General features: G+C 49.0%; 21 protein-coding genes. 5 read left to right on the plus strand and 16 right to left on the minus strand.

The features are described from left to right. Window positions 1–40: 40 nt before the first annotated feature. Window positions 41–1,981 (plus strand): hypothetical protein, encoded by a 1,941-nt coding sequence (locus tag HGH92_RS09190; RefSeq protein ID WP_168870430.1) that lies wholly within the window; start codon window positions 41–43, stop codon window positions 1,979–1,981. 55 nt (window positions 1,982–2,036) lie between these two features. Here the strand turns inward: HGH92_RS09190 and HGH92_RS09195 are convergent, their stop codons facing one another. Then, the gene (locus HGH92_RS09195; protein ID WP_168870431.1) at window positions 2,037–2,627 is read right to left on the minus strand and encodes a pentapeptide repeat-containing protein; all 591 of its coding nucleotides are present in this window, start codon (window positions 2,625–2,627) and stop codon (window positions 2,037–2,039) included. A gap of 261 nt (window positions 2,628–2,888) precedes the next feature. Between HGH92_RS09195 and HGH92_RS09200 the strand changes: the two genes are divergently transcribed. Continuing rightward, window positions 2,889–3,659 (plus strand): helix-turn-helix transcriptional regulator, encoded by a 771-nt coding sequence (locus HGH92_RS09200; protein WP_168870432.1) that lies wholly within the window; start codon window positions 2,889–2,891, stop codon window positions 3,657–3,659. A gap of 69 nt (window positions 3,660–3,728) precedes the next feature. Continuing rightward, window positions 3,729–4,559 carry an ester cyclase gene (locus HGH92_RS09205; protein ID WP_168870433.1) on the plus strand — a complete coding sequence of 277 codons (831 nt, stop codon included), beginning with the start codon at window positions 3,729–3,731 and terminating at the stop codon, window positions 4,557–4,559. A 64-nt stretch (window positions 4,560–4,623) separates the two neighbouring features. On the opposite strand, the gene HGH92_RS09210 is transcribed toward HGH92_RS09205, so the two are convergent. The 9 genes from HGH92_RS09210 to HGH92_RS09250 form a co-directional block, all read right to left on the minus strand. Further along, window positions 4,624–5,253: a TMEM175 family protein gene (locus tag HGH92_RS09210; protein ID WP_168870434.1), complete on the minus strand. Its 630-nt coding sequence runs from the start codon at window positions 5,251–5,253 to the stop codon at window positions 4,624–4,626. A 93-nt stretch (window positions 5,254–5,346) separates the two neighbouring features. Beyond that, entirely contained in the window at window positions 5,347–5,937 is a 591-nt protein-coding gene (locus HGH92_RS09215) for an RNA polymerase sigma-70 factor (protein ID WP_168870435.1), read from the minus strand. Window positions 5,938–6,109: 172 nt separating this feature from the next. Next, on the minus strand, window positions 6,110–7,300 hold the full coding sequence (locus HGH92_RS09220) for a thioredoxin family protein (RefSeq protein WP_168870436.1): 1,191 nt from the start codon (window positions 7,298–7,300) through the stop codon (window positions 6,110–6,112). Between the two features lie 51 nt (window positions 7,301–7,351). Next, entirely contained in the window at window positions 7,352–8,800 is a 1,449-nt protein-coding gene (locus tag HGH92_RS09225; protein WP_168870437.1) for a RagB/SusD family nutrient uptake outer membrane protein, read from the minus strand. A 10-nt stretch (window positions 8,801–8,810) separates the two neighbouring features. Then, window positions 8,811–12,269, minus strand: a complete 3,459-nt coding sequence (locus tag HGH92_RS09230; protein ID WP_168870438.1) for a SusC/RagA family TonB-linked outer membrane protein — start codon at window positions 12,267–12,269, stop codon at window positions 8,811–8,813. 225 nt (window positions 12,270–12,494) lie between these two features. Beyond that, a complete protein-coding gene (locus tag HGH92_RS09235) occupies window positions 12,495–13,619 on the minus strand; it encodes a FecR family protein (RefSeq protein ID WP_168870439.1) in 1,125 nt (374 codons plus the stop codon). 142 nt (window positions 13,620–13,761) lie between these two features. Then, window positions 13,762–14,088 (minus strand): nuclear transport factor 2 family protein, encoded by a 327-nt coding sequence (locus HGH92_RS09240; protein ID WP_168870440.1) that lies wholly within the window; start codon window positions 14,086–14,088, stop codon window positions 13,762–13,764. 77 nt (window positions 14,089–14,165) lie between these two features. Next, complete coding sequence (locus HGH92_RS09245) at window positions 14,166–14,729, minus strand: Crp/Fnr family transcriptional regulator (protein WP_168870441.1); 564 nt, start codon at window positions 14,727–14,729, stop codon at window positions 14,166–14,168. 54 nt (window positions 14,730–14,783) lie between these two features. Further along, complete coding sequence (locus HGH92_RS09250) at window positions 14,784–15,806, minus strand: LacI family DNA-binding transcriptional regulator (RefSeq protein WP_168870442.1); 1,023 nt, start codon at window positions 15,804–15,806, stop codon at window positions 14,784–14,786. A 104-nt stretch (window positions 15,807–15,910) separates the two neighbouring features. On the opposite strand from HGH92_RS09250, the gene HGH92_RS09255 reads away from it, so the two are divergent. Beyond that, on the plus strand, window positions 15,911–16,801 hold the full coding sequence (locus tag HGH92_RS09255; RefSeq protein WP_168870443.1) for an inositol oxygenase family protein: 891 nt from the start codon (window positions 15,911–15,913) through the stop codon (window positions 16,799–16,801). A gap of 114 nt (window positions 16,802–16,915) precedes the next feature. Next, a complete protein-coding gene (locus tag HGH92_RS09260; protein ID WP_168870444.1) occupies window positions 16,916–18,547 on the plus strand; it encodes a sodium/sugar symporter in 1,632 nt (543 codons plus the stop codon). Here the strand turns inward: HGH92_RS09260 and HGH92_RS09265 are convergent. The 6 genes from HGH92_RS09265 to HGH92_RS09290 all read right to left on the minus strand — a co-directional run bounded on the left by HGH92_RS09265 (window position 18,527) and on the right by HGH92_RS09290 (window position 23,725). Further along, window positions 18,527–19,510 carry a hypothetical protein gene (locus HGH92_RS09265; protein WP_168870445.1) on the minus strand — a complete coding sequence of 328 codons (984 nt, stop codon included), beginning with the start codon at window positions 19,508–19,510 and terminating at the stop codon, window positions 18,527–18,529. The two genes, HGH92_RS09260 and HGH92_RS09265, sit on opposite strands and share 21 nt — an antisense overlap. A gap of 33 nt (window positions 19,511–19,543) precedes the next feature. Further along, window positions 19,544–20,761: an FAD-dependent oxidoreductase gene (locus HGH92_RS09270; protein ID WP_168870446.1), complete on the minus strand. Its 1,218-nt coding sequence runs from the start codon at window positions 20,759–20,761 to the stop codon at window positions 19,544–19,546. 102 nt (window positions 20,762–20,863) lie between these two features. After that, window positions 20,864–21,316, minus strand: a complete 453-nt coding sequence (locus tag HGH92_RS09275; RefSeq protein ID WP_168870447.1) for an SRPBCC domain-containing protein — start codon at window positions 21,314–21,316, stop codon at window positions 20,864–20,866. Window positions 21,317–21,404: 88 nt separating this feature from the next. Continuing rightward, window positions 21,405–22,307, minus strand: a complete 903-nt coding sequence (locus HGH92_RS09280; RefSeq protein WP_168870448.1) for a helix-turn-helix domain-containing protein — start codon at window positions 22,305–22,307, stop codon at window positions 21,405–21,407. A 192-nt stretch (window positions 22,308–22,499) separates the two neighbouring features. After that, window positions 22,500–22,889: a type VI secretion system tube protein TssD gene (gene tssD / locus HGH92_RS09285; protein WP_168870449.1), complete on the minus strand. Its 390-nt coding sequence runs from the start codon at window positions 22,887–22,889 to the stop codon at window positions 22,500–22,502. Between the two features lie 146 nt (window positions 22,890–23,035). Next, complete coding sequence (locus HGH92_RS09290) at window positions 23,036–23,725, minus strand: helix-turn-helix transcriptional regulator (protein ID WP_168870450.1); 690 nt, start codon at window positions 23,723–23,725, stop codon at window positions 23,036–23,038. Window positions 23,726–23,940 lie beyond the last annotated feature (215 nt).

Here is a 23,940-nt window from a genome sequence, read left to right on the forward strand (position 1 = left end):
GTTAAATTAGTGGAATAACCTCAAAACTAATTTGAACAAGATGACCCTAAAGAATGAGCAGCCATCCAAAATGCTGCATAAAGAATCCGAAGACATGTCCGGCATCAACACCCTCCAATTGATGGACGCTTTAATTACAGAAACAAACAGTGAAGATGCTTATGGTGACATGTACGCCCGTGGCGCAGATGGGAACATGCGCCGAATTCCCGCAGGAACAGTCGGCCAGATGCTCAAAGTAGATGCAGACGGATTTCCCGCCTGGGCAAATGATATCACCAACACGATCGTAGTGAATGCAGGGCCGGATCAAACCATCTCTGTAGCCAATACCAACTTACAGGGAGCTGCCAGTGATCCCAACAGTTCCATCACATCATATCGGTGGTCGAAACAGTCCGGCCCCGCAGAACCCATTGGCACCGGCTTTAACGGAGGCTCATTTACACCGTTGAGGACAAGGACCTTTACCCCTTCCGGGGCCGGGGATATCGTCTTTGACAACGCGAATACCCAACCCGGTGATCTGATCATACTGGTCGGAAACTTCAGGTCTGTAACATTAAACAATGTGCAGGGCACAGCAGCCAACCCGATCGTTTTCAGGAACCCGGCCGGCCAAACCACGCGGATCGGTAATACCACATGGGCCGCAAACGGAGGACCAGCTTATGCATTGCAAACCTCCAACTCCAAACACTTTATTTTTGCCGGGACCCATTGGAACAACCTGCTTTTTACAGGGTCCGAAGTCAATACTGACGGCGGCGGCGAACCTTATCGCTCCGCTTACAGGAACCTGTCGTTTGATGCGTTTTCCGAGCAATTCGAGATCTGCTATTTTACGGCAACAAAAGGTGGCACCTGCATCGTAGCCAAGACCGACCCCGTATCCGGACAAAGCGCATCATGGTATCCCAATACAACATTGCAGGACATACTGATACACGACTTTGTCATCGATAGCCCCTACAATGAAGGCCTGTACATTGGACATACCGCTACTTATTGGGACTTAATCAGCAACACGCCCTATAATCAGAGCCCATATGATGCACCTCCGGCAGACAGCAACCGGTACAAGCAACCCATTATGATCAGTAATGTGAAGGTGTGGAATGGCCGGATATTAAATACCGGTAAAGATGGTATTCAGATTTCAGCCTGTAAGAATATAGAGGTCTATCAAAACGAAGTTGTCAACTGGGCATCTGTCAATGTTCCTGACAGAGCCAATCATAACGGCGGGATTCTGATCGGCGGACGGTCTGAAACCAGCAATGTTCACGACAATATCACCCATGATGCCTGGGGAGAACACTTTCAGTTTTATGGCACCGGTACCGGACATATCTTCAAAAACAACCTTTGCTATAATACAGACGCATCGAATGTTAGCGGCGATATGGCCTCCATCGCTGCAAGGTCCGGCTCCAATAACACAGAAAATCATCCGGGCCAGGTTACAGTGGAAGGAAATACATTTTCCAGATGTGGGAACGGGTCACTGGTAAGGGTAAACGGATATAACAATAAATCCGGTGGCGTGACCGGCACCGACAATCTGCAGGTGATCCTGAAACGAAATATCCTGATGGCTCCGCGGAACAATGCCGGTGGCGATAATTATGACAGCTTCTATGTATACACGGAAAATCCGCAGGATTATGGATACGACAAAATTGTAACCAGACCATTGGCAGGGGCTGATGCAAATGTTCAATACCTCACCATGGCGATAGCCAACGTAGATACCAACAACTATTACCTGCCCAACAATTCGACTGTTATACAAGGGTTCAGGAAAACCAAACCTGTAGGTCCCCAGGCTGTAACGGGCGCATCTGTGATCGTTACACCAAACGCAGCAACTACAGCAGTGACCAATATGGTGAGCGGCGTATATGTGTTCAGGTTAGTAGCCGGAAATACACTGGGCCAATACAAGAGCAGCACTGTTCAGGTGACGGTGACGCTGTAAAATAAGCTATGTAGTCTTTGAAGCGCTGGCAACAACAGCTACCAGCGCTTTTCATTTACTTATATTCGATATTAAGATTGTATTTATAAAGCAATCCTGAAAGATTAAATGCAGAAAACTTGGCTTTCTTCATCTTATTAAATTCCGGATCTATTCCAAAATTCTGCGCCATTCTAAAATCTGCTTTTTCCAGAATAGTTTTTGAAAACCGCGCCATTGTCAAATCCGAATTTTTAAAGTCAGCGCACGTAAGATCTGCTTCTGAAAAATCTACTTCTTTTAAGGAGCAATTATGAAAGAGCGTTTTTCTCAACCTCGTTCCTAAAAAAGTAGAATAGTCCAGTATACATTCATAAAATGAGAAAGAAAACATAAACCTGTTACACTGGGTAAAATCAACGCCCAACATTTTACAGCCGGTAAAGTGGGCATCTCTGAAACCCGCACCGTCCAGCGTTACGATGGAGAAATTACATTGCCTAAAATGACAATCTTCAAAATTGTTATCACGTAAATCACTCCTTGAAAAATCACAATCGATAAACTCACATTGCACAAACTCTCTGTTCTCCAATCTTCTTCCTGCATAATCCACATCAGAGAATGTTTTCTGTTGATGCAGGATTGATCCGTTTGACTTACCCATAAACAATGATATTTTCTGTACTACTGCCATTTTTCAAATACTTCCATATTTATGCCTGGTTTCCTCGTAAGTGCCGGTTAAAACACAACTCATCCATATGCTGACTTTTGAAAATAATCTCCTGATGGCACCAACCAATAACATAGAAGACAAGGTACAAAAAATCAGGGAATCATTCAGGTGTACCGGCTGCCGGGAGGAAGCCGGAGATAGCTGAGGATGCCACGCAGGCAACAATTAAATAAGTACCTTTATACGGTTATGAAGACATACCTGCCATCACCACCGCTTCAGCCTTTCATTCAGCTTTACCGGATCATCGAAAGCCGGGATGAAAAGGTGAACCGTGTATTGCCGGACAGCACGCCGGCCATCGCGTTCCGGTTTAAAGGGCAACTGCGCTACATTGAAGGTGAACAGCCGGCCATTACGCTGCCTGCCTCCGTTATCTCCGGCCTGAGAAACACTGTCCGGCTGATTAACTACCAACCTGATACTGCCGCCATCATTGTGCAGTTCAAAGTCGCCGGCGCAGCAGCGTTCTTCAAAACACCGTTGCATGAACTGTTTGGGCACAGCGTTTCGCTGGACCATTTCGTCAACCGGCAACAGCTAACAGACCTGGAAGAACAGCTGTCAGTCGCCGCCAGTGATGCACAAAGGGTACTGCTGCTGGATAATTTTCTGCTGGCGCAGTTGCGTTTCCCGAAACAGGACGAGCTGGTACTGCATGCGCTGCACCAAATACACGCGGCTAACGGCGACGTAAATATGAAAGCACTGGCAACGGCCCATTTCATCAGCCAGGACGCTTTTGAAAAACGCTTTCGGAAAGTGATGGGCACCACGCCGAAACAAATGGCCTCTATCATCCGGATGAGGGCCGTCCTTCAGCAGCCACCGGCAGACAGGAACCTAACCCGTCTTGCGCTGGACGCTGGCTACTTCGACCAGGCACATTTCAACCGCAGCTTCAAACAGTTCACAGGACTGACCCCCACCGCCTTCTTCCAGGCGCCCTCCTTCTGGTAAAATCAATGATTTTTTACAATGCTTCAGTGACGGTATTCCCCAATTTTGTGGTACTAAAACAATAGTACAATGATCACCCGACTATCGCTGTGCGCCCTGCTGCTGGCAGGTAGCACCGCTCATTCACAGATCAAAAATATGCAGCACAAAAAAGAATTAACCATGGATACCGTACAACAACACAAAGCCGCCATCACCGAATTCTATGAACAAATGCTGAACCGCCGGCAACTGGACAAAATAGACCAGTTGGTATCAGCAGACTACGCCAATAGCCTGGGAGCCAAAGGCATATCCGGCTTTATGAGCCAGCTGACCACCCTGCTACAGACCTTTCCGGATGCCCAATGGATGATCGTCAGCATGGCCGCAGAAGGCGATAAAGTGTTTGTAAAACAAAAAATGACCTGCACCCATCAGACGCCCTATCTCGGAATGGCACCCACCCATAAGTCCCTTACCAACGAAGGAACAGGCATCTACACCTTTAAAAACGGGAAAGTCGTCTCTCATGAAATACTGACAGACAGGCTGGGATTCCTGCAACAAATAGGCATATTGCCGGCGGATATTGCAGCACCGGCCAAACAGGAGCAGGTGTATTTTATTGATAGATTCACGGTACCGGCACAAGCGGTGCCCGAATTTATGGAACGCGTGAACTACAACCGGAGCTTCATCCGGCAATTGGAAGGCTTTATTACAGACCAGGTTTATCAGCAACAAGAAAACGGGCAGTTTTCCATTGTCACCGTCGCCACCTGGAAAAACCAGGCCAGCCTGGACAACGCCAAAGCCAAAGTATTCGAAGAATATAAACGGACCGGGTTTCAGCCGGCAGAATTTTATCAGCGGCTGGGGATAACGATGGACAGAGGGGTATATCAGGCAGGTAATTAAGCTGGTTACAGTATTGAAAAAGGCACTCCAGCAGAGTGCCTTTAAACTTTTTACACCCACCGGATTACTGCTTTCTACGCCCGGCAACAATCCCGAAAGCGTAATTGAGCTGTACAAGGATAATAAAACCAATACTCAGGTAAGTATTGATAAAACACAATAAAGCTCCGGCAAAATATAACAACTGTGCTACGATAATACGACGCTTTATTGCGCCGCTAATAGCTTCAAGATCGCTCTCGGTTTCAACGAACCTCTGCCTTACCGCATAACTCCAGTTGATATAAAGACTGACGCCCAGCATCAATATATTAAACCAGTAAACGAATATGGCAAACTTGTAATTCGTATAATCACTTAAAAATGCTGTCGAAAAAGGTAACAACGACACAAACAGCAGGAACAGCAGGGATAGCCAGTTGAGGTTCCTGTCGCTTTTTTCGATGTAGGCGAATTGAGCGGATTGGCCTACCCAGAAAATACCGGCGGTCATAAAACTCAGAAAATACACGAGAAACCTCGGCATCTGGGCCAGTAAAACATGAGCAAGCTCCCCTTCCGTGAGCTTACCTTCTGCTGCCGGAACTTTAATTTCCAATACCAGCAAAGTCATAGCCACCGCAAATATTCCGTCACTGATGGCTTCTATGCGTTGGGTATTTTTTCCTGCGATTTTGTTGTAGGATAACTTCATGAATGACAATTTGGGTATCTTCTTAAAATCGGAATGCTAATAAATGGGCACTATAAAAATAATCATTCCTCTATAAAAGTGGGTCACACGAGGTTAATAGCCTTTGTTTTCCATTACGGCCATTATACTGAGCAACAGCGGGAAAGCGCTGTCCATGCCTTTGCGGATGGCACGCAACGCCTGGGAAATCTTCTTCTCCACTGTTTTGACAGATATTTCCATCCGGTCTGCAATTTCCCGGTAGGTAAGCCCTTCATCGCGGCTCATGCTGAAAATGGCGCGCTGGTCTTCCGGGAAAGTCGCCAATACCCGCTGCAGGACGCTATCCAGCTCCTTAAAAGCCAGGGGCTCATGTTGGAGCAGGTCTTTGGAGATGTGGGCCAGTCTTTCGTAAAAATTAGTGTCAGATTTGAGATTACGCAGGGCTTTCAGCTCCTGGAAGCGGACGGCCTGAAAAAGGTAGGCTTTCAGGTGGACCACCTCCACTTCCTGCCGGCGATGCCACAGGGAGATGAACACCTCCTGCACGATATCCTGTGCCAGGTCGCTGTCAGACAGCATATTACGGGCACGGACATACAGCACTTTCCAATAACGGTTGTACACCGCTGTAAAAGCATCCTGATCATCCAGTGTTATCTGGCTCCAAAGCTGATCATCCGTATATGTGTTGTAATCCGACATGAATCGCTACCTGTTGTTTGCGGGCTACAAACAGGAAGTAACAAGTGTCCATTCTAGATGGTTGGTGAGGGCGAAGATAACTTTAGCAGCGAAATAATGCAAGTCCTTTTTAAAAGGAAAGGGTGCGGCCATGCGGCCACACCCTTTTTTTCACGGGATATGGTCAGTTATATTATAATTTTTCCAGCTCGTCTACCAGCCCCTGGGCCAGTTTCTGGATTTTGGATGTTTCGGCATCTGCCAGCTTTCTGGCTTTGCGGGCGGCTGTCAGCCCTTCCTCTTTTTTCTTCATGGTCAGGCATACCCATCCAAAAGTGCTCTGGATGCTGTATTCCTCCGGCTCCAGTGCTGCGGCTTTTTTGGCCATTTTATAAGCCTGTGGCAGGAAGGCGGCGGTTTTGGGGTCAGCTTCCCGTTTGCCGTTGAGGCGGCGCGCCAGGAAACTCAGCTTCTCCGCATCGGCCTTCAGTACACCTTTCATGGCGGCGTCTGTCAGCTTCACATATGCTTTGGCGTTACCTTGTTGCTGGTACCACTCCGCTTCCAGCATCACGGCCTGTTTCTGCCTTCCCGGTGATTTGGACAGTTTGAAATGCTGCAATCCTTCAAAGAAGCCTTTTTCATCGCCGGCGTAGATTTTTGGATACAGGGTGCTGGAGATAAGGCGGTCAGTCAGCGCTTCGCGTTCTTCCTGACCGGCATAAGAGGTAAACTGCACCTGGTTGGCCAGGTAATATTTACCCAGACGGTCATCTCCGGAACGGGCGATATTTTTTATCACCTTCCATCCCAGCGGTGAATTCAGGTCGGCATCATTGATTTTGGTACTGATTTCTTCACCGATTTTCTCTGCCGTACGGCGGTCGGACCTGTTCACCGCCATATAGTAATTCAGCAGGAACGGCACACTTCTTTCGCCGGCATTGTAGCGGGCAGTGAGAGACGACATGCTGCGGTCCGGGTCAGTGGCCATATGGGCTTCTTCCAGGAACTCCTCCACAGACATGCGGGAACCGGTGCGATGTATCACTTCCCCTTTACTGTTGATGAAAAGATAAGTAGGGAAGGACTGGACATTGTACTTACTGCGAAGCTCTATGCCTTCGCCTTTTTCCATATCCAGTTTAGTGTTGATGAAATGCTGATTGTAGTAGTTGTAAACCGCTGGTACGTTGAATACATTCTTTTCCATCCATTTGCAGGGGCTGCACCAGGAAGTATAACAATCGAGGAATACCAGCTTGTTCTCTTTGGCAGCCTGATCGAGGGTGGCTTGCCAGGCGGCGTTGTTAAACGCTATTTCTTCCTGGGCCATTCCTTTCAGCGCTACCAGCAGGCAGAGCATTAATAATATCTTCTTCATAAAAAATGGTGATGGGCCCGGAGGACTGGCTACCTCCGGGCTGTATGAAAGTTAACGTTCGTATTGCGGGATACCGGGATTCATCGCCAGCACTTTTGGCGGTACCGGGAACACATAACGCTTATCATTGGCCGGCAGCGTATAGGTCTGTCCGTTGTGGGTATGGGTAACGGTTTTAGCGAAACGGGCGTCTTTGTTCAACCGTTTCAGATCGGCCAGGCGGTAGTATCCCATCAGGGCCAGTTCTCTTCTGCGTTCGTCCAGTACCAGGCGAAGCGCCGCCTCATTGTCGGAAGCTACCAATGGCTGGTTGTTTACAATACGGCTATTGCGCAGCGTGTTGATCAGTTGCAGCGCCCTGTCTTTGTTGCCTGTTCGCGCTTCCGCTTCTGCGGCGTTCAGGTACAATTCAGGGGTACCTACACCTAAATTAAAGTCAACGTAAGCCGCCCACAATACACGGCCCGGGAATAATATTTTATTCGGGCCAAAAAGCGCTTCCCCGTTGCAATAGAACAGGCTAAAACGCTTGTCTGTAGCGCCTGCCGGCAGGTCCTTTTGGTATACACCGATCAGGTCCTGACTGGCATATACTTCTGTAAAAATGCTGGATGAGCTGGGTGTACCTCTGCGGAACCAAACGGTTTCCTTATTGAGATGACCATCCGGGAAAACTGATTTATCCATCGGGTTGTATACACGGCTCCAGGTACCTTTCTGGACATCATACGAGGAGTAAGTCATCAGCGTATTATTCACAGCAAGCGCTTTGTTGGCATTATCAAGCGCCGCTTTATAATCGGCCATGTATAGGTTCACGCGGCTTAACAGGCCATAAGCAGCACTTTTAGCCGGCTTCAATGTGTTGGGTACGTTGTCCGGCAGGTTCGGTAATGCTTCCTCCAGGTCCTGTTTGATTTGTGCATATACAGCGGCAACGCTTCTTCTCTCGTAAGGCTGGGTGATATCTTCCGTTAATACCAGCGGCACCCCTAATGCAGCAGAAGCGTTGGCAGGATCATATTGTTCGGCATAGATATTTACCAGTGTCAGGTATTCAAATGCACGGGCTACCTGTGCCTGTGCGCGCAGTCGCTTTTTGTCCTGTTCAGTAGCATCTGCCACCTTCATTACGTTGTTGATAACGGTGTTGCAGGTGAAGATGTTAGCGTAGGTTGGGTTCCACTGAGGGTCATTATCGTTCTGGTCTAGTATCTGTCCGGGAGAGAAATTATACAGATTACGTTTATACACGCTGAGGAATGAATAAGATGCCTGCTGATTGACATCATTATCCTCGCCACCTTCCACATCATCGGTGATATAGGCAGGATAGGCAGCCACCGCAGCTACAAGGCTGGTGCTGTTCATCAGTTTCTGATAGTCGTCAAAATACTCAGGGATGGTATATCCTTTCGGCTTTATATCAAGGTATTTGTTACAGGCAGATAACATTGTCAAAGATATGCCTGTCATTAACAGTATGAATATTTTTTTCATGTTTGTCTGTTTAGAAATTAACATTTACACCAATCGTATAGCTCGGTGGAACCAATTGGCCTCTGGTGAGAGAACTAAAAGCTGTACCATTCCATACTTCCGGGTCCAGATTTTGTTTATTGGCAGACCAGCGCCATACATTCTGTACCTGGAAGCTCAGTCGTGCGCTTTGTATGTAAGCCTTTTTCAGCAACGATAACGGAAGATTATAACTCAGGGTCACATCACGCAATTTGATATAGGATGCCTTACTGATGTGATTATCAGCCGCATCCCAAATGGCGGTAGTAGTGGTAGAAGCACCGCTGAAATAGGCTGGTGCGAGGTCCGGATTCTGTTCATCACCAGGCTTCTTCCAGTAGTTTAGCGCCAGACGGTCCATGTTGCTGGTGTAATTCAGCTCAGGGAACTTGGTCAGATAAGGTGCTGTCACATCCCTCATAACGTGGCCTCCATAACAGATAAACATAAAAAAGAGATCAAAATCCTTGTAATGCAGGGTGTTCTGTAAAGACGCTGAATACGGCGGGACAGTTGTTCCGCTGTAAACCAGGTCGCCGATGGTTAGGTTCTGCGTGGATTTCACGATCTTTCCGTCTTTGGTATAAGCCTGTGGCTTTCCGGTAGCATCCAGCCCGGCGTAACGAATACTGTACAATCCATCCAGCGGAATCCCCTGCCGGCGTTGCAGATCGTATACATATCCGTACAATGAATTATCAGATACGTCCAGCTTGGTCAACTCGTTTTTGTTGTAATTGAAGTTAAACGTAGTATTCCAGCGGAAATCGCGGGTTTTAACATTTGTGCTGGTCAGTGTAATATCTATACCACGGTTATACATACTACCGTAGTTGACAATATAGGAATTCCAGCCAAGTGTAGGGTCCGCCGCCATTCTGCCCAGCAGGTCGGAAGTATTTTTATTATAGAATTCAACAGAACCAGTCAGTCTGCCAGTGAACACGCTGAAGTCAACACCGATATTGGCCAGCTTGGTTTTTTCCCAACGTAATCCAGCATTAGGCGGACTGTATACATAAGCTTGTGATTCATTGGTGAGGGGATTGGTGTTATTGTCCATAGTGATCATATATGGACCTGCATCTTTAGGGATATTGCCATTCACACCATACGTGGTACGTACGGCCAGACGATCCAGCCAACTGATGTCTCCACCATCTGTTACTACATACATCAGACCTGCTGACCACATCGGTTTATATTGATATTTGGGATCTGTACCAAACAGGTTGGACTGGTCCATTCTGATACTGCCGGACGCTGTCAGCCTGCGTTTATAAGAGTAGGAAGCATTACCGTAAAAGGACACAAACCTGTCTTCCAGGTCACGGAATCCTCTTTCTCTGTCTTTGCTTCTGCTATCCAGCTGGAACTGGTTGAAAAGTGCCTGGGTATTTTTCCTGGTCTGACTGAGCGACAGTTCATTTATTGGTTTATAATTGAGGCTAAACTCATCATAACCATATTTGTAGATATTGGTAGAAGTATTTCTTACCTGGCGGCGTTCTGCGCCGGCCAATACCTGGACTTCATGATCACTGCCAATTAGTTTATCGTAATTCAACTGGAACCGCAGCATATTGGTGGCCACAGTGGTCCTTGTTTCATTAAACTGTCCACCAACCGGCAGCATGGAGAATGCTGAGTCAACAGGCGTAGCATCATTAAGCGTGGTTGTTACCCAATTGGCATTTTTACGATATAACTGCTGTATGGTAGTGTCCATACGCTCTGACTGATAACGTACATCCAGCGTCAACCCGTTGATGATTTTGAAATTGGCGCCAATGTTGAGATTCAGATAGTTGCCTTTTCTGGTGTAATGTTGTCTGCCAAGTTCATCCAGGGGGCGATAGGTTTCATCCTGCAGCCCCAGGCCTTTCAGACGGTCTATCTCATACTGGGACTTGTTCAGGTACCACTGGGTAGGCTGTCCGTTGGGATCACGGAGCATATAATAAGATGCTTTCCCGGTATTGTAATTTTTCATTCCCAGGAATCCGTTGTCAAAGTCTTCCTTGATGCTGCTTCCCAGGACGCCTACGTCCACACGCATCCATTTGGTGAAATTGAAAGTATTGCGGAGGTTATAACCCACACGCTGCGACTGCTGTGCTTTTTCATAGGGATTGGTGCCCAGATAGTTCACGGAGAGGTTATAGCGGTATTTTTCGCTGCCTCCGGAAAAGCCCAGGGTGTGCTGGTTTGTCACCATGGCTTTGCGCAACAGTTCATCCGTCATCTGCTCATAGCGGTCACTGTTACGATATACGTCCAGTGCGCTTTGCAGCTGCTCTTCTGTTATCTTGTTGCCCTTTCGTTCATATAGTAACCGGTATACATCGTTCATACCTTTACGGGGATCGATAGCACCGTAGTCGCCGGAACGATAGTTGAACATGTCCCGCTGAAAATCCACCAGTTCAGCGCTGGACATCAGGTTACGATAACTTCTGCTGGGCAGGGGCGTAAACTTGATGGCATTGTTGTAGGTAACCCTCATGGCACCGGCTTTACCTTGTTTGGTAGTCATTACGATCACGCCGTTAGCAGCACGGGCACCATAGATAGAAGCAGCGGTAGCATCTTTCAGCACAGTGACGGTAGCAATATCTGCGGGATTGATCACGGCGCTGTCCCCTTCAAAGGGCATCCCGTCAATCACGTACAGCGGAGCAGTTTGATTACCCAGGGTGGTGACGCCACGGATCTGCATTTTACCTTTATAGGACGTCATACCGGCGGCCATCCCTTCGAGGCGGTCCAGTATGCCTGTCTGCATTTTACCGGCCATATCATCGGCGGAGATGGTGGAGTAGGAGCCGGTAGCACGTTCTTTGGAGATCGTCTGGTAACCGGTGCTCACGACGGAAATACCTGCCAGGCGGCTGGAGAGCTGTTCCAGTTTAATTTGTATGCTGCTATTCTTACCAACGGTCACTTCTTTTGTATTGAAGCCTACATAGCGGATCACCAGCACATCGCCGGGTTTGGCGTCGATATTGAACCTGCCGTCCACATCAGAAATGGCGGAGCGGGTAGTTCCTTTGATCACCACGGAAGCGCCCGGCAAGGCTGTTCCGGAGCTATCAATGATGGTACCGGTAACAGGGATGGCTGTTATTTTTTCGATGGCAGACGGGGCTGCACTTTGCGCGCGTTTGATGATCACCACCTTGTCCACGATCGTGAAAGTCAGTGGCTGATCTTCAAAACACAGCTTCAGGGCGGCAGACAGCTGCACGTTCTTCAGATCAAGGTCCACATGGTCTGTCCGTTGCAGATCTTCCTTTGAATACAGGAAAGAATATCCTGTTTGTTGTTGCATCTCCCTAAAAACCCTGGTTAATGGTGCTTTCTTTAAAGAAAGCGTTACTGTCTGGGCAAAAGTGCCCGCACTCACATGCATAAAAGCAGCCAGCAGTAACATGACAGTCAGTTTCATAATCTTCCAGATTTTTCTCCGGACAGGGTAACTGCCGGAGTGCTCATTAGCTGGCGGGCACAAGGTACCACGCTGGGCTTGGAACCAAGCTCTTAAAATCATACATTTGATTTTGGGTGATGAATAAAATTTCTAAACAGGACATTTTAAGGTTGCCCACCGGCCAGGGATACTGCGAATATCTCTGGCCATTTTTTTGGGCGGATGTATTGATTGGTTTTTGCTTTAAGGTTTGACGATGATCTTGTTCCCCTCCACCACAAAAGACACGCGGCCTGTCAGCTCCAGCATTTTCAACAACCGGGACACCGGCACGTCGCGGGGAATGGTACCCATAAAGTGATGCGTAACATTGCCCTGATATACCACCTCGGCGCCATACCAACGTGCTACCTGGCGCATCACGGTATGAATGTCTGCATCGTTGAAGGAAAACTGCCCGTCTTTCCAGGCGGTGATATCTTCCGTATCTACCTGTTGAAGGGAAAACTGCCCATTGGGCTGCAACTGCGCCTGTTGACCAGGCTTCAGTATATATGACTGTCCGTCATTGTTCACGCGCACCGATCCTTCCAGCAGGGTGGTACGGATACCTGCTTCATTGGGATAGGCGTTGATATTGAAATGTGTGCCCAGCACAGACACTTCCATATCATGGACTTTTACTTTAAACGGTTGTTGGGGATTGTGGCTGATTTCGAGATAAGCCTCTCCCTTCAGTTCCACGATACGGTCTTTGCCGGTGAAAGCGGTAGGGAAGGTAATGGAAGACGCGGCATTCAGCCAAACCCGGCTGCCATCCGGTAAGGTGAGCCGGAACTGGCCGCCTGCCGGCGTAGAGAGGGTATTGTATACCACCTGCTGAGGCGCACCGGATGGCTGATAACTCAGTTGCCCGTTGCCGGTCCGGGTGATTTTACTGTTACCCTGGGGCGCCAGTGAATCGGCAGCCACATCATCCAACACCACGATAGATCCGTTGGCCAGTGTCAAGGTGGCTTTATTGCCTCCTGGTTTTATATCATTATGAAAAACTGATTTTTCTGCAACGGCCACAGAAGGCGCCTGCTTGCGGGGAAAGAGGAATATGCCTCCTGCGGCTACCAGCACCAATACGGCTGCGGCGGCGGCATAGGCCCATCTGTAGGAACGTTTCTGCGGCGCCCGGACCTTTTGCATAATACGGTCATACATGACCTTCTGCAACAACGCCTCGGTTTCCGGCTCCAATCCGGCCTCACCGGAAGTTTCCAGGCGCTCGCAATAGCGGTCTACCAGCGCCTGCTCAGCGGCGGTGGCTGTGCCGTCCAGATATCGGTTGACTAATTCGTGAAAGGTATTTTTATCCATGCCTGACAGGTAGTACCAGAATGGATACCTTACCCTACGGCTAAACAGGCTTTTTGGGGGAAAATTTTAACATAAATATAATCATTAAGTCTAACCGACTGATTTTAAAATATTAAGCGCGGCATGCCGCGCTTAATATTTTTTACAATAAAGGCCGGGGGTCAAACACCACCCGGAGGGAGCTGATCTTTTCATTTTTCAACTGGTACCAGCTGCACCCGAAAACGGTTTTATCACCCATAATATAATCACATAGCACACATACATCGTCCCCGTCTTCAAATATTTTATGGACCGTGTATTTCATTTTCATACGGCCCATATCTTCCATATATACGTCGGCGCCGTCACGGGAGCCTAATACGCCTACAAATTTGAAATCGGGAGCCAGCAATGTTCTGGCTGTGGCCATGTCTTCTTCGTTCAGGGAAGTGATGAACTGCTTTACGGTTTTTCCTGGTTGTGCCATCGTCTTAATTTTTTTATCTGCACACAAAGGTCGGGCCACAGCAGGAAACTGTCCTGTGACGATCGTCACAAAAAAAGCTACCGTCTGCCACGGATACGGCTCAACGTTTCCCGGGCTACGCCCAGAAAAGACGACAGTTGCGATAACGACACCCGTTGCAGCATCGCCGGATACTCCTGTTCCAGGTATTCATACCGCTCCTGCGCGCTCATCAGTTTGAACAACGCAGTGTGCTTCTCCTGTTTTGCCGCGATGCGTTGCAGGCAGAGCCGGCCCAGCGTTTCTATCTGAGGATCTGCAGCGGCGGCTGCCAATAACAGCTCCCGGTCAAAACGCACCACTTCCAGCGGTCCGCAGGCCTGTATCGAAAAAGCGGATTTCTCCCGGCGCCCATAACTATTGATATTGGTAGCAATGTCCTGCTCAAAAAAGAAATCAGTATTGACGTCCACTCCGTCTTTATCATAGAAAGCCCTGCAATAGCCACTGCTGACAAAAAACAGGGCGTTACATACCTCTCCGGCACGCAACAGGAATTCGTCTTTCTGATAGTGCTGTAAAGACAACGCCGGCAACAGGTGCTGCCAGTTATCTTCGGAGAAAGGGGTCAGGGAATGGATGTAGGTTAGTAGTTGTTTCATCTGCTATGGCTGGTTAAACGATGTAATATTTTCAATGACATAACGAATAAAAAATCACTTATGCTGTCGGCTGCTCGATTCTCTCACCACCAGTTCCGAAGGAATCACAATCCGTATATCCTTCGCCGTTAGCGGTTTTTTTTCCAGCATCTTCACCAGCACTTCCGCAGCGGCCTTTCCCATCTCAAAAGCAGGCTGGGTAATTGTAGTCAACGACGGTTGCAGAATGGTAGCGATCTCCAGGTTGGAGAAACATGTCAGTTTCACGTCTTCGGGCATACGCAGCTGCAATTGCCGGCAGGCCTGGTATACCGTGGTGGTAAGCTTTTCCACGGAGGCTACGATGCCATCCGGCCGGTGTGTGCGCTGCAACAGCTTTTTCACCAGCTGGAAATTGCGGGCGCCGTCAGTAGTACAGGTAAGCATGTTCCGCTGATGTACGGGAAGCTGATGATCGCCCAGCGCCTGCATATAACCCGCCATCCGCTGGCGGCAGATGGACAGGCTGTCGGAAATACCGAGATAAGCGATTTCCCGGCATCCCTGCGCTATCAGATGAGCCGTGGCCTTATAGGCGCTTTCGGCATCATCTGTCACTATCTTAGGCGCTGCCAGCGTTTCCAGCACCCGGTCAAAAAACACCACCGGCACGTCTTTGTCCATCAGTTCCTGTACATGCGCGGTGTCTGTGGTTTCCCTGGATACTGATAACAGCACGCCGTCTACCCGGCCGCTCTGGATATCTTTTAATATGGCGGCCTCTCCTGCATAACTTTCATGCGTCAGGTAGATGATCACATGATATCCTTTCGCCTTCACTGCTGCTTCTATGCCGTTAATAGCGATCGAAAAAAAGCTGTCGGCCACCTCCGGCAGCACGACTGCGATATTTTTGCTCTTGCGCCCGCGCAGGCTGCTGGCGTAAGCGTTGGGAATATAGTTCCATTCGGCGGCCAAAGCCCGCACCCGCTCTTTGGTGGCGGCACTGATCTCGTAACTGTCCCGCAAAGCCTTGGAAACCGTAGATAACGAAAGATTCAACTCCCGGGCCAGCGCCCTGATGTTTACGTTTTTCATGGACAATAAATCTACGAAACCGGTTTCGTAAATAAAACTCCCCGCCCATGCCAATAATCCTGTCAAAATAGCCGAAATTTAAGTCAGCCATAAAACAGCTTGCCATGGACAATAAAAAGACTTCCTTCACTGAAAAAGAAGTGAATCCTTTAACAAGCCTCGACCAGTGGGAAGACGCCGTACTGGAACGGTACCCCACTCCGGAAAGTATCGCCACCTCCAAATCCGTGGATGAATACCGGAACTACGATACCCCGGAAAGAGATACTGTCCGCGAATTCTACCGGCTCAATCATACCTATCAGACATATGATTTCGTGCAACAGAAAAGGGCCGATTTCCTGCAATTCAACAAAAGGGAAATGCCGGTATGGGATGCTTTCAATTTCCTGAATGAACTGGTGGATGATTCCGATCCGGATACCGACCTCGACCAGTTCCAGCACCTGCTGCAAACTTCGGAAGCCATCCGTAATGACGGCCATCCCGACTGGATGGTGCTCACCGGCCTTATGCACGACATGGGCAAAGTCCTCTGCCTCTTCGGAGAACCGCAATGGGCCGTCGTTGGCGATACTTTCCCTGTAGGCGCGCCCTATTCAGATAAAGTCGTTTATCCGGAATATTTCCGCAATAACCCGGACTATCAAAATACCGCGTACCAGGAAGGTACCGGCGTTTATAAACGCGGCTGCGGCCTGCGCAATGTGCACATGTCCTGGGGCCACGATGAATACGTGTACCAGATGATGAAAGACCATCTGCCGGAATCCGGCCTGTACATGCTGCGCTACCACTCTTTCTACGCCTGGCACCGGGAAGGCGCCTATGATTATCTGCTCGATGATCATGACCGCGAAATGCTCAAATGGGTGAAACTCTTCAACCCATATGATCTCTATTCCAAAAATCCGGTGCCGCCGGACTGGAAGACACTTCGTCCTTATTACGAAGATCTCGTGGCCAAATATCTCCCGGCCACTCTGAAATTCTGACTATTCTGAAAAACCTCCGTTTGTTGCTGCATGTCGATAAGGTCCCCCTTTTGGGGGATCGCAGCAATTAATGTAACTTATCAACCAACTTTATAAATTCCACACTTCCTCCACATGAATAAGCTGCAACAAGCGGATTACATCGTCTTTTTTATCTACTTCATTGCTATCGCCACCTACGGGTACTACGTTTATCATCGTAAAAAATCAGCGACCGCCAACTCCAAAGATTTTTTCCTCGCGGAAGGCTCCCTCACCTGGTGGGCCATCGGCGCTTCCCTCATCGCTTCCAATATCTCTGCAGAACACTTCATCGGTATGTCCGGCTCCGGCTTTGCGCTCGGACTGGCCATCTCCACCTACGAGTGGATGGCCGCTGCCACACTGATCATCGTGGCGGTGTTCTTTATCCCGTTGTACCTGAAAAATAAGATATACACGATGCCACAATTTCTGGCCAAACGGTACAATGATAAAGTCAGTACCGTAATGGCCGTTTTCTGGCTGCTGGTGTACGTGTTCGTCAACCTCACGTCTATCATCTACCTCGGTGCGCTGGCCATCGCCTCCATCTCCAACATTCCTTTTGAATGGTGCATCGCAGGGCTTTGTGTCTTCTCGGTGATCGTGACGCTCGGCGGCATGAAAGTGATCGGCTATACCGATGTGGTGCAGGTGGCCGTGCTGATCATCGGTGGACTGGTGACCACTTATCTGGCACTTACTTTACTGTCTGAGAAATTCGGCTATGGCAGCCATATCCTGAAAGGCTTGTCGGTACTGCGGAAAGAGGCTCCCTCACATTTCCATATGATCTTCCACAGTGATCATCCCTATTACAAAGACCTTCCCGGGTTGTCAGTATTGATAGGCGGTATGTGGATCAACAACCTCGCCTACTGGGGATGCAACCAATACATCACGCAACGCGCGCTGGGCGCTAACCTACAGACGGCACGCAAGGGCATTTTATTTGCCGCTTTTCTGAAATTACTGGTGCCGGTGATCGCCGTACTTCCGGGCATCGTGATGTTTGTGCTGCATAAAAACGGTATGTTCCAACAGGAGATGACCGATGCGGCCGGCGTAATTAAACCGGACCATGCGTATCCTACGCTGATGAACCTGCTGCCTCCCGGCCTGAAGGGCGTTGCTTTTGCAGCACTGACGGCCGCCATCGTAGCGTCTCTGGCCGGCAAAGCCAATAGCATCTCTACGATTTTCTCGCTGGACATCTACCAGAAATATTTTAATCGTGAAGCCAGCGAAAAAAAGCTGGTGAGCGTAGGCCGCTGGGCGGTGATCATCGCTATGTTGCTGGCCGCCATCGTAACACCGTCATTACGGTCACTGGACCAGGCTTATCAGTTCATTCAGGAATACGTTGGTTTTATCTCTCCCGGCGTACTGGCCATTTTCCTGCTCGGCTTCTTCTGGAAGCGGACTACTGCCGGTGCCGCCCTCACTGGTGCGCTGTTGACCATCCCCATTTCTACCGTACTGAAATTCCTGCCCGCATGGACAAACGGCGCCTTCCCGGACTACCCGTTCCTCGACAGGATGTCCATCACGTTTGTGCTGATCGTGGTACTGATGATCATCATCAGCATCACCCGTCCAACGAAAGAAGCCACAGCCCATGCACTGGAAATAGACAAGTCTATGTTCCGTACTACGCCCGGCTTCATCGCAGGCTCCATTATCATCATTGGTATTCTGACTGCGTTATATACGGTTTTCTGGTAAACCAGATTCTGCCCGCTGCCGGATCACCTGTAAGATATTGTTCTGGATATCTTTCATGATCCAGGATGCCCACCAGCTGGCATAAAAATTAAAGGTGGTATTTAACCTGAAATGGCTGTAGAGATGCAGCCTGCAAGTACCGTCAGACAATGGTTCCAGCTCGTACGTACCGTTCAGTACATCAAAGTACTGTCCGCCAATCACCACATGTTCGTCCATAGTGGTGGAAGGAATATTATAAGGATCCGCATGAATAGTAAAGCTCATGCTACGCTGATGGCTATACGCTGTTACCTTTTCATCGAAGACCAACCCTTTATCAAAGATCGCTTTGCGGAAAGCGCCCACCCCTTCATAATTCAGTTCTGCCCTGATGGGACGGGGAAAACCCAGCGTACGGGTAAGCCAACCCTTGTCCTGCGTGGCGGCGATTTCTCCCACACGGGTAACGTTCTTCCAGATGTTTTCCTTGCTGGCATGGATATCTATATAAGTATAAGCCTTGTATTGACCCGGTATTTTAGCAATCATTTGTTCTATAGGAGAGATGACCAACGGGAGTAAAACGATCAGAGAAACGTACCTGCGTTCCTGTTTGTTCTTGTCCTTCAGCTTATAATGGGCAGCAGATAATCCTCCTATGGAGGAAGCGACCATAAACAGCGGCGCCGCCATCAGCCAACACGCCCAGCCTTCCCACGCAAACAACAGGGTGATCAGGAAAAAAAACAGCAGCGGCACCCAGGGCATCATAACCCGATAAGTCAGGCTTTTTACTTTTTCACGGGGAGAGAGATAGATGGTCAGAACACCAACGCCCAAAGGAATGCCTACCAGAAAAGCCAGTCCCATTACTACAAAAAAGCCGTCTGACGCTTTGTTAAACCAGGCGTACATGAATAGCGCAAAGACCAGTGGGATAACAACAACATAGGTAAATAACTTCGGGAAGCGTGACGGCATAGTGATATGAATTTACCACAAGGTAAGCCATCCCTAATATTTTACCTGCCAGTCCAATCTGTATCCATACAAAAAATCAAAATTTTTAGGAACAAACAGCGGGATGAAAATCGCCATCATCCAGTCTCTGATCTTAGCCTGCCACGGGCGGAGAATGGTTTTGGACTTACTTCTGCGTCTTCCTTCCGCCACGATCTTTTCCACTCTGGGCTTGCGGTCGGCTTCAAATTTCCGGAAGGCCGCAGCATAGGAGCCAACGCCGGCATCCCGCAGTAACATGCCCAGGTACATCGCGTCTTCCAACGCCATGGAGGCACCCTGCCCCGCACTGGGACTTACGGCATGAGCGGCATCGCCAATCAGCAGCACACGGCCTTTATGCCATGAAGCGAGTGATGCGATATCAGCCACATTCACTTTCAGCACTTTTTCTGTCTGCGCGATTAAGGCAGGAACAGGAGCATGATAACTTTTATAACGGTCAGCCATCAACGTTTTTACTTCTTCTACCGTGGTGGAGTCCAGCTCTTCTTTGGTAAAAGGCACGTCAGACGGCAGGTTGGACCACCACATGGCCATACCGTTTCCGGCAGCGCAGTAGCCAAAGAAACCGTTATTTCCAAAAGTAAAATTGAGGCTGTTGATTTCCTGTGCAGTCATTTCGGGTAAGGCCGACAAAGGGGCAAACCCGCCATAGTTTTTCATACCGGTAAAAGCCGGTGTGGGCGCTTCCGGGAATACAAGCTGCCGGGCAGCGGAATGAACGCCGTCAGCGCCAATCAGTATATCGCCGGTAACCCTGGTGCCATCTGTAAATACAGCAGTTACACCATCTTCATTTTCACGGATATCACAAAGTCTTTTTTGATATTGTACGGTCAGCCCTTGTTCCTTCAGCTCCTGTAACAAGATGTCATATAACGCAGCACGGGAGAGGCTGACACCTTGCTGGCCATATTTTTCGACAGAGCCGTTTGGTAAATTGGCGATCACTTTACCTTTGCCATTACGCATGCAAAGGTCTTCTGCCACAGCTCCGGCGGCCGTTACCCGTTCAGCCAGCCCCAGGGCTGCCAGTACGTTCATACCATTGGGCGCAATATTAAAGCCCGCGCCAATAGTGGCTTTATAGCCGTATGCTTCATAAATGCTGCAGGAAATGCCTGCCTTGTTCAGGAACAACGCCAGTGACAGACCACTGATACCGCCACCGGCTATCAATACATGAAAAGATGTTGGGAGCTGTGTCATAAAACAGGATTATACCTCAAAATTGCGACACAGCGCCCGGGGAATCAACCATCACTAGGTAAACGGAGGGCTGGTTCCGGTAAAAGCCCTTTTTTTACCGGTTTAACTGGCTTCCGCCACTTTTTTGATTTCGGTGAGAATAGAAGCCCATCCGCCGGCATCCATGGCTTCTTTATATCTCCGGTCGCCTTCGGCCACGGTGGCGTAGTCGCCCTGGGTTACCACCAGCAGGGTTTGCCCGTCGTCAGGGCTTAACTGATAGGTCACTTTCAGGTAGTTTTCGGAAGTATCGTCGATATTGCTATTGGGATCGATCGTGGTATAAATCAGCCTTTCGTTGGGGATGATCTCTTCGATAGTACCTTTTACGGCAACCAGTTCCTTGCCTTCATATACTGTTTTCCAAAGGAGCTCGCTGCCTTGTTTCCAGTCTGATACTGTTTCGCAGTTGAACATGTACTGTCTGGTCTTGGCGGGATTGACAAGGGTATCCCATACCACAGCGGCTGGTGCATTGATGGTAATGTCGTTTCTCACGATTAATGCTTGTCCCATACGATAGTTTTTTACAGGTAGATAAAAAATATGCTGCGCTTGTGACGCATCACAAAAGTAAAATAAAGGTGATTGGGCGGATTGCCTGTTACGGATTATTTCTAACCGAAAAAGGAGTAAAGCCGAACTTCTTCTTAAAGGCGTTATTGAAATGCTGTGGGGTGGCATAGCCCAGTTCAGCAGCTATTTCCGCGGCCGTTTTGCCGGTATCGCGCAGGTATTGGTGGGCCAGCTGCAGCCGCTGGTCGGTGAGGTAGCCGAAAACGGTATTGTTGAATTTTTCCTTAAAACCGCGCTTCAGTTTGTATTCGTTGAGCCCTACGGCGCGGGCTATTTCTGTCAGGCTGGGAGGGGAGTCCAGCCGTGCGTTGAGCAGGTCGCGTACCGCAATGATTTTTTCGGTGTCCTGTTTGTTTTTCAGGTAGATGGCTTGCCGCTGGTCTGCCGCAGTGCAGGATTCAGCCGACAGGACCAGCAGTTCCAGGCTTTTGGACAGCAGAAAAAGCCGCTGGAAATCACCGGCGTATTTGCTGAAGCGGATTTGGGATATCACCTGCTCCATCTGGGAGTCCAGTGCGCCCCAGGTATCTGTAAAGATAACCGGTTGACCGGCGGCGACTTTGTCCGCAAAACGTTTGAGCTGATCGCTGCCATGCTGGGTGAAGCTCAGGAATTTCTCCCGCGGGAACTGTACCCCAAAAATCTCCAGTTCAAAGGTTTTGTTTTCCACCACCATATCAAAGGGATGGGAGTACATGAAATTGTGATGTCCTCCGATCAGGTCGTAGGTTTTGCCCAGCTGCCGGTAGTTGAACAGGTAATCTCCCCGCAGGCCGAAATGCAGTCTTACTACATCGTTGTCACTATGCGCCGGGTGGGCGAACAGTTCACGGAAGGATGACAGGCCGTGCCCGATGAGGATATCATCGCACATCCAGCGGGTCATGGTCATGGTGCCGTTAGGGTAGGTGATTACTTGTTTGTCTTCCATAAGTGCCCGGTGCAGGCTCGCTGCAGCGGTATAAAGGTACGCACATTTAGTATGCAAAGAAGCGGTAACAGCGGGAAGAGGGCTAAGCTGAAAACGCAAAGCAGCATGGGCATAGGGTTACAGCGGCCAGGAGATGTCCCCGGTCAGCGGCATTTTCTGCGCATGGCTGCTTTGCGTGAAATACTTTCGGGCCTACATGGGCCAGGGGTTCTGGTACACGGAGTTATTGAGCTTTAGTTCCCTGGCAGAAAGCGACAGTACTATCTGCAGGGGCTGATCGTTGGCGGCATTGAACTGTTCGGTGTAGCCCACGCAATAGGCGTCGGTAAACCGTAGTTCTTTCAGCCTGGACATGGAATCGCGGCGGAAGAAGGTAATGCTGCCGTTTTTAGTTTGGGTATTGGAGATCATCCAGTCAAAAAGATGGGTTTCGCCGGCAGATTCCACTTTCAGATTGATGTTGCCTCCTTTGGGGCGTGCTGCAGGCTTTCCATTGTGATCAGTGTGTTGACTGAAGGTGAAATCGCACTCGAGTACGTTTAACTCTTCTCCGTCGATGTTGAGAACTGCTTTAAAAGACATAAATAATCGGTTAACAAGTCTGCTGCAAAACAGGCAGACAGGGAAAAAATATGGTATACAGCACTGAAAATACAGATAAATCTGTATATCGAGCACATTCCAGCCTTTAAATTTTCGGGATTTTCCCGGAAACGGCGGGCCCCTTGTCAGATCAGGTCGAAAGCCTGGGCGAAGCTGGTCAGGTCGTAGCCCGACTGGGCGCCGATTTTACTTTTGATATTCCGTCGGTGGGTGACGGCTGTTTTTTCGGAGATATGCACTTTTTCCGCTATTTCGCTGGCACTGAGGCCAAGGGCCATTAACCGGAGGATCTCTTTCTCCCGTTTGGTCAGTGCCGCAAAAATATGCTGGTTGCGCCGCAGGAAATTATTTTCCTCCAGTAGCCGGTTTACCTTGCTGGTCACATGATGCAGGGGATCAATGGGAATGGCGCAGGTGATCACATGCGTAGGTGCTCCCAGGGCATTCCGCATGAACACCCGCGTGGTGCCCAGATGCCAGGACCAGTCCAGGTGACGGGCCAGTCTCACCTGCTGAAAAAAGGTAATGGCCATGTCCTTCTCCGGCGATGCGGTAAGCATGGCGGTCACCTTAGGCAGATAGTCTGCCACATCATGCGGATTGAAATAAGTATCATAATAATTGTGGCCCATGGCCCGAAGGTCCTCCATGGAAACGTCCAGCTGTTGCCTTCCGTTTTCAGACATATATTCTACATAATCCTTCTCCACGTTCATAACGATAAATACGGCCGGCAGTTCGCGCTCTATGGCCTGAAGGGCCTGCAGCTTTTCTTCAAGACTGGCAGCCTCGGATAATACGGTATACGTACTCATGTCCTGCTATATAGTGTATAGGATAAACCGTAAATGTCGTAGGTTTTTAATGCTCTCTGATAACAAATGTATATAAAAAACGGATAAGGGTCCCCTTCGTGTAGAAGATGACCCTTTTTTGGGGGTAAAAATATGATGATCCTGGAACAGTATTAGCTTTGTGTGACAGTTAACAGATGGCAGTGAAACATCTGTGAAAGCAAAGGTAAGTGATG

Origin of the sequence: Chitinophaga varians, assembly GCF_012641275.1 — a bacterium.
GTDB classification, from domain to species: domain Bacteria; phylum Bacteroidota; class Bacteroidia; order Chitinophagales; family Chitinophagaceae; genus Chitinophaga; species Chitinophaga varians_A.

Bases quoted from the DNA above. Each gene is read 5' to 3' on its own strand.
- tssD (WP_168870449.1), bottom strand. From the start codon at position 22,889: ATGTCTTTTAAAGCAGTTCTCAACATCGACGGAGAAGAGTTAAACGTA.
- HGH92_RS09230 (WP_168870438.1), bottom strand. From the start codon at position 12,269: ATGAAACTGACTGTCATGTTACTGCTGGCTGCTTTTATGCATGTGAGT.
- HGH92_RS09200 (WP_168870432.1), top strand. From the start codon at position 2,889: ATGAAGACATACCTGCCATCACCACCGCTTCAGCCTTTCATTCAGCTT.
- HGH92_RS09205 (WP_168870433.1), top strand. From the start codon at position 3,729: ATGATCACCCGACTATCGCTGTGCGCCCTGCTGCTGGCAGGTAGCACC.
- HGH92_RS09220 (WP_168870436.1), bottom strand. From the start codon at position 7,300: ATGAAGAAGATATTATTAATGCTCTGCCTGCTGGTAGCGCTGAAAGGA.
- HGH92_RS09225 (WP_168870437.1), bottom strand. From the start codon at position 8,800: ATGAAAAAAATATTCATACTGTTAATGACAGGCATATCTTTGACAATG.
- HGH92_RS09290 (WP_168870450.1), bottom strand. From the start codon at position 23,725: ATGAGTACGTATACCGTATTATCCGAGGCTGCCAGTCTTGAAGAAAAG.
- HGH92_RS09275 (WP_168870447.1), bottom strand. From the start codon at position 21,316: ATGGGACAAGCATTAATCGTGAGAAACGACATTACCATCAATGCACCA.
- HGH92_RS09215 (WP_168870435.1), bottom strand. From the start codon at position 5,937: ATGTCGGATTACAACACATATACGGATGATCAGCTTTGGAGCCAGATA.
- HGH92_RS09210 (WP_168870434.1), bottom strand. From the start codon at position 5,253: ATGAAGTTATCCTACAACAAAATCGCAGGAAAAAATACCCAACGCATA.
- HGH92_RS09265 (WP_168870445.1), bottom strand. From the start codon at position 19,510: ATGCCGTCACGCTTCCCGAAGTTATTTACCTATGTTGTTGTTATCCCA.
- HGH92_RS09255 (WP_168870443.1), top strand. From the start codon at position 15,911: ATGGACAATAAAAAGACTTCCTTCACTGAAAAAGAAGTGAATCCTTTA.
- HGH92_RS09240 (WP_168870440.1), bottom strand. From the start codon at position 14,088: ATGGCACAACCAGGAAAAACCGTAAAGCAGTTCATCACTTCCCTGAAC.
- HGH92_RS09245 (WP_168870441.1), bottom strand. From the start codon at position 14,729: ATGAAACAACTACTAACCTACATCCATTCCCTGACCCCTTTCTCCGAA.
- HGH92_RS09195 (WP_168870431.1), bottom strand. From the start codon at position 2,627: ATGGGTAAGTCAAACGGATCAATCCTGCATCAACAGAAAACATTCTCT.
- HGH92_RS09250 (WP_168870442.1), bottom strand. From the start codon at position 15,806: ATGAAAAACGTAAACATCAGGGCGCTGGCCCGGGAGTTGAATCTTTCG.
- HGH92_RS09270 (WP_168870446.1), bottom strand. From the start codon at position 20,761: ATGACACAGCTCCCAACATCTTTTCATGTATTGATAGCCGGTGGCGGT.
- HGH92_RS09190 (WP_168870430.1), top strand. From the start codon at position 41: ATGACCCTAAAGAATGAGCAGCCATCCAAAATGCTGCATAAAGAATCC.
- HGH92_RS09235 (WP_168870439.1), bottom strand. From the start codon at position 13,619: ATGGATAAAAATACCTTTCACGAATTAGTCAACCGATATCTGGACGGC.
- HGH92_RS09280 (WP_168870448.1), bottom strand. From the start codon at position 22,307: ATGGAAGACAAACAAGTAATCACCTACCCTAACGGCACCATGACCATG.
- HGH92_RS09260 (WP_168870444.1), top strand. From the start codon at position 16,916: ATGAATAAGCTGCAACAAGCGGATTACATCGTCTTTTTTATCTACTTC.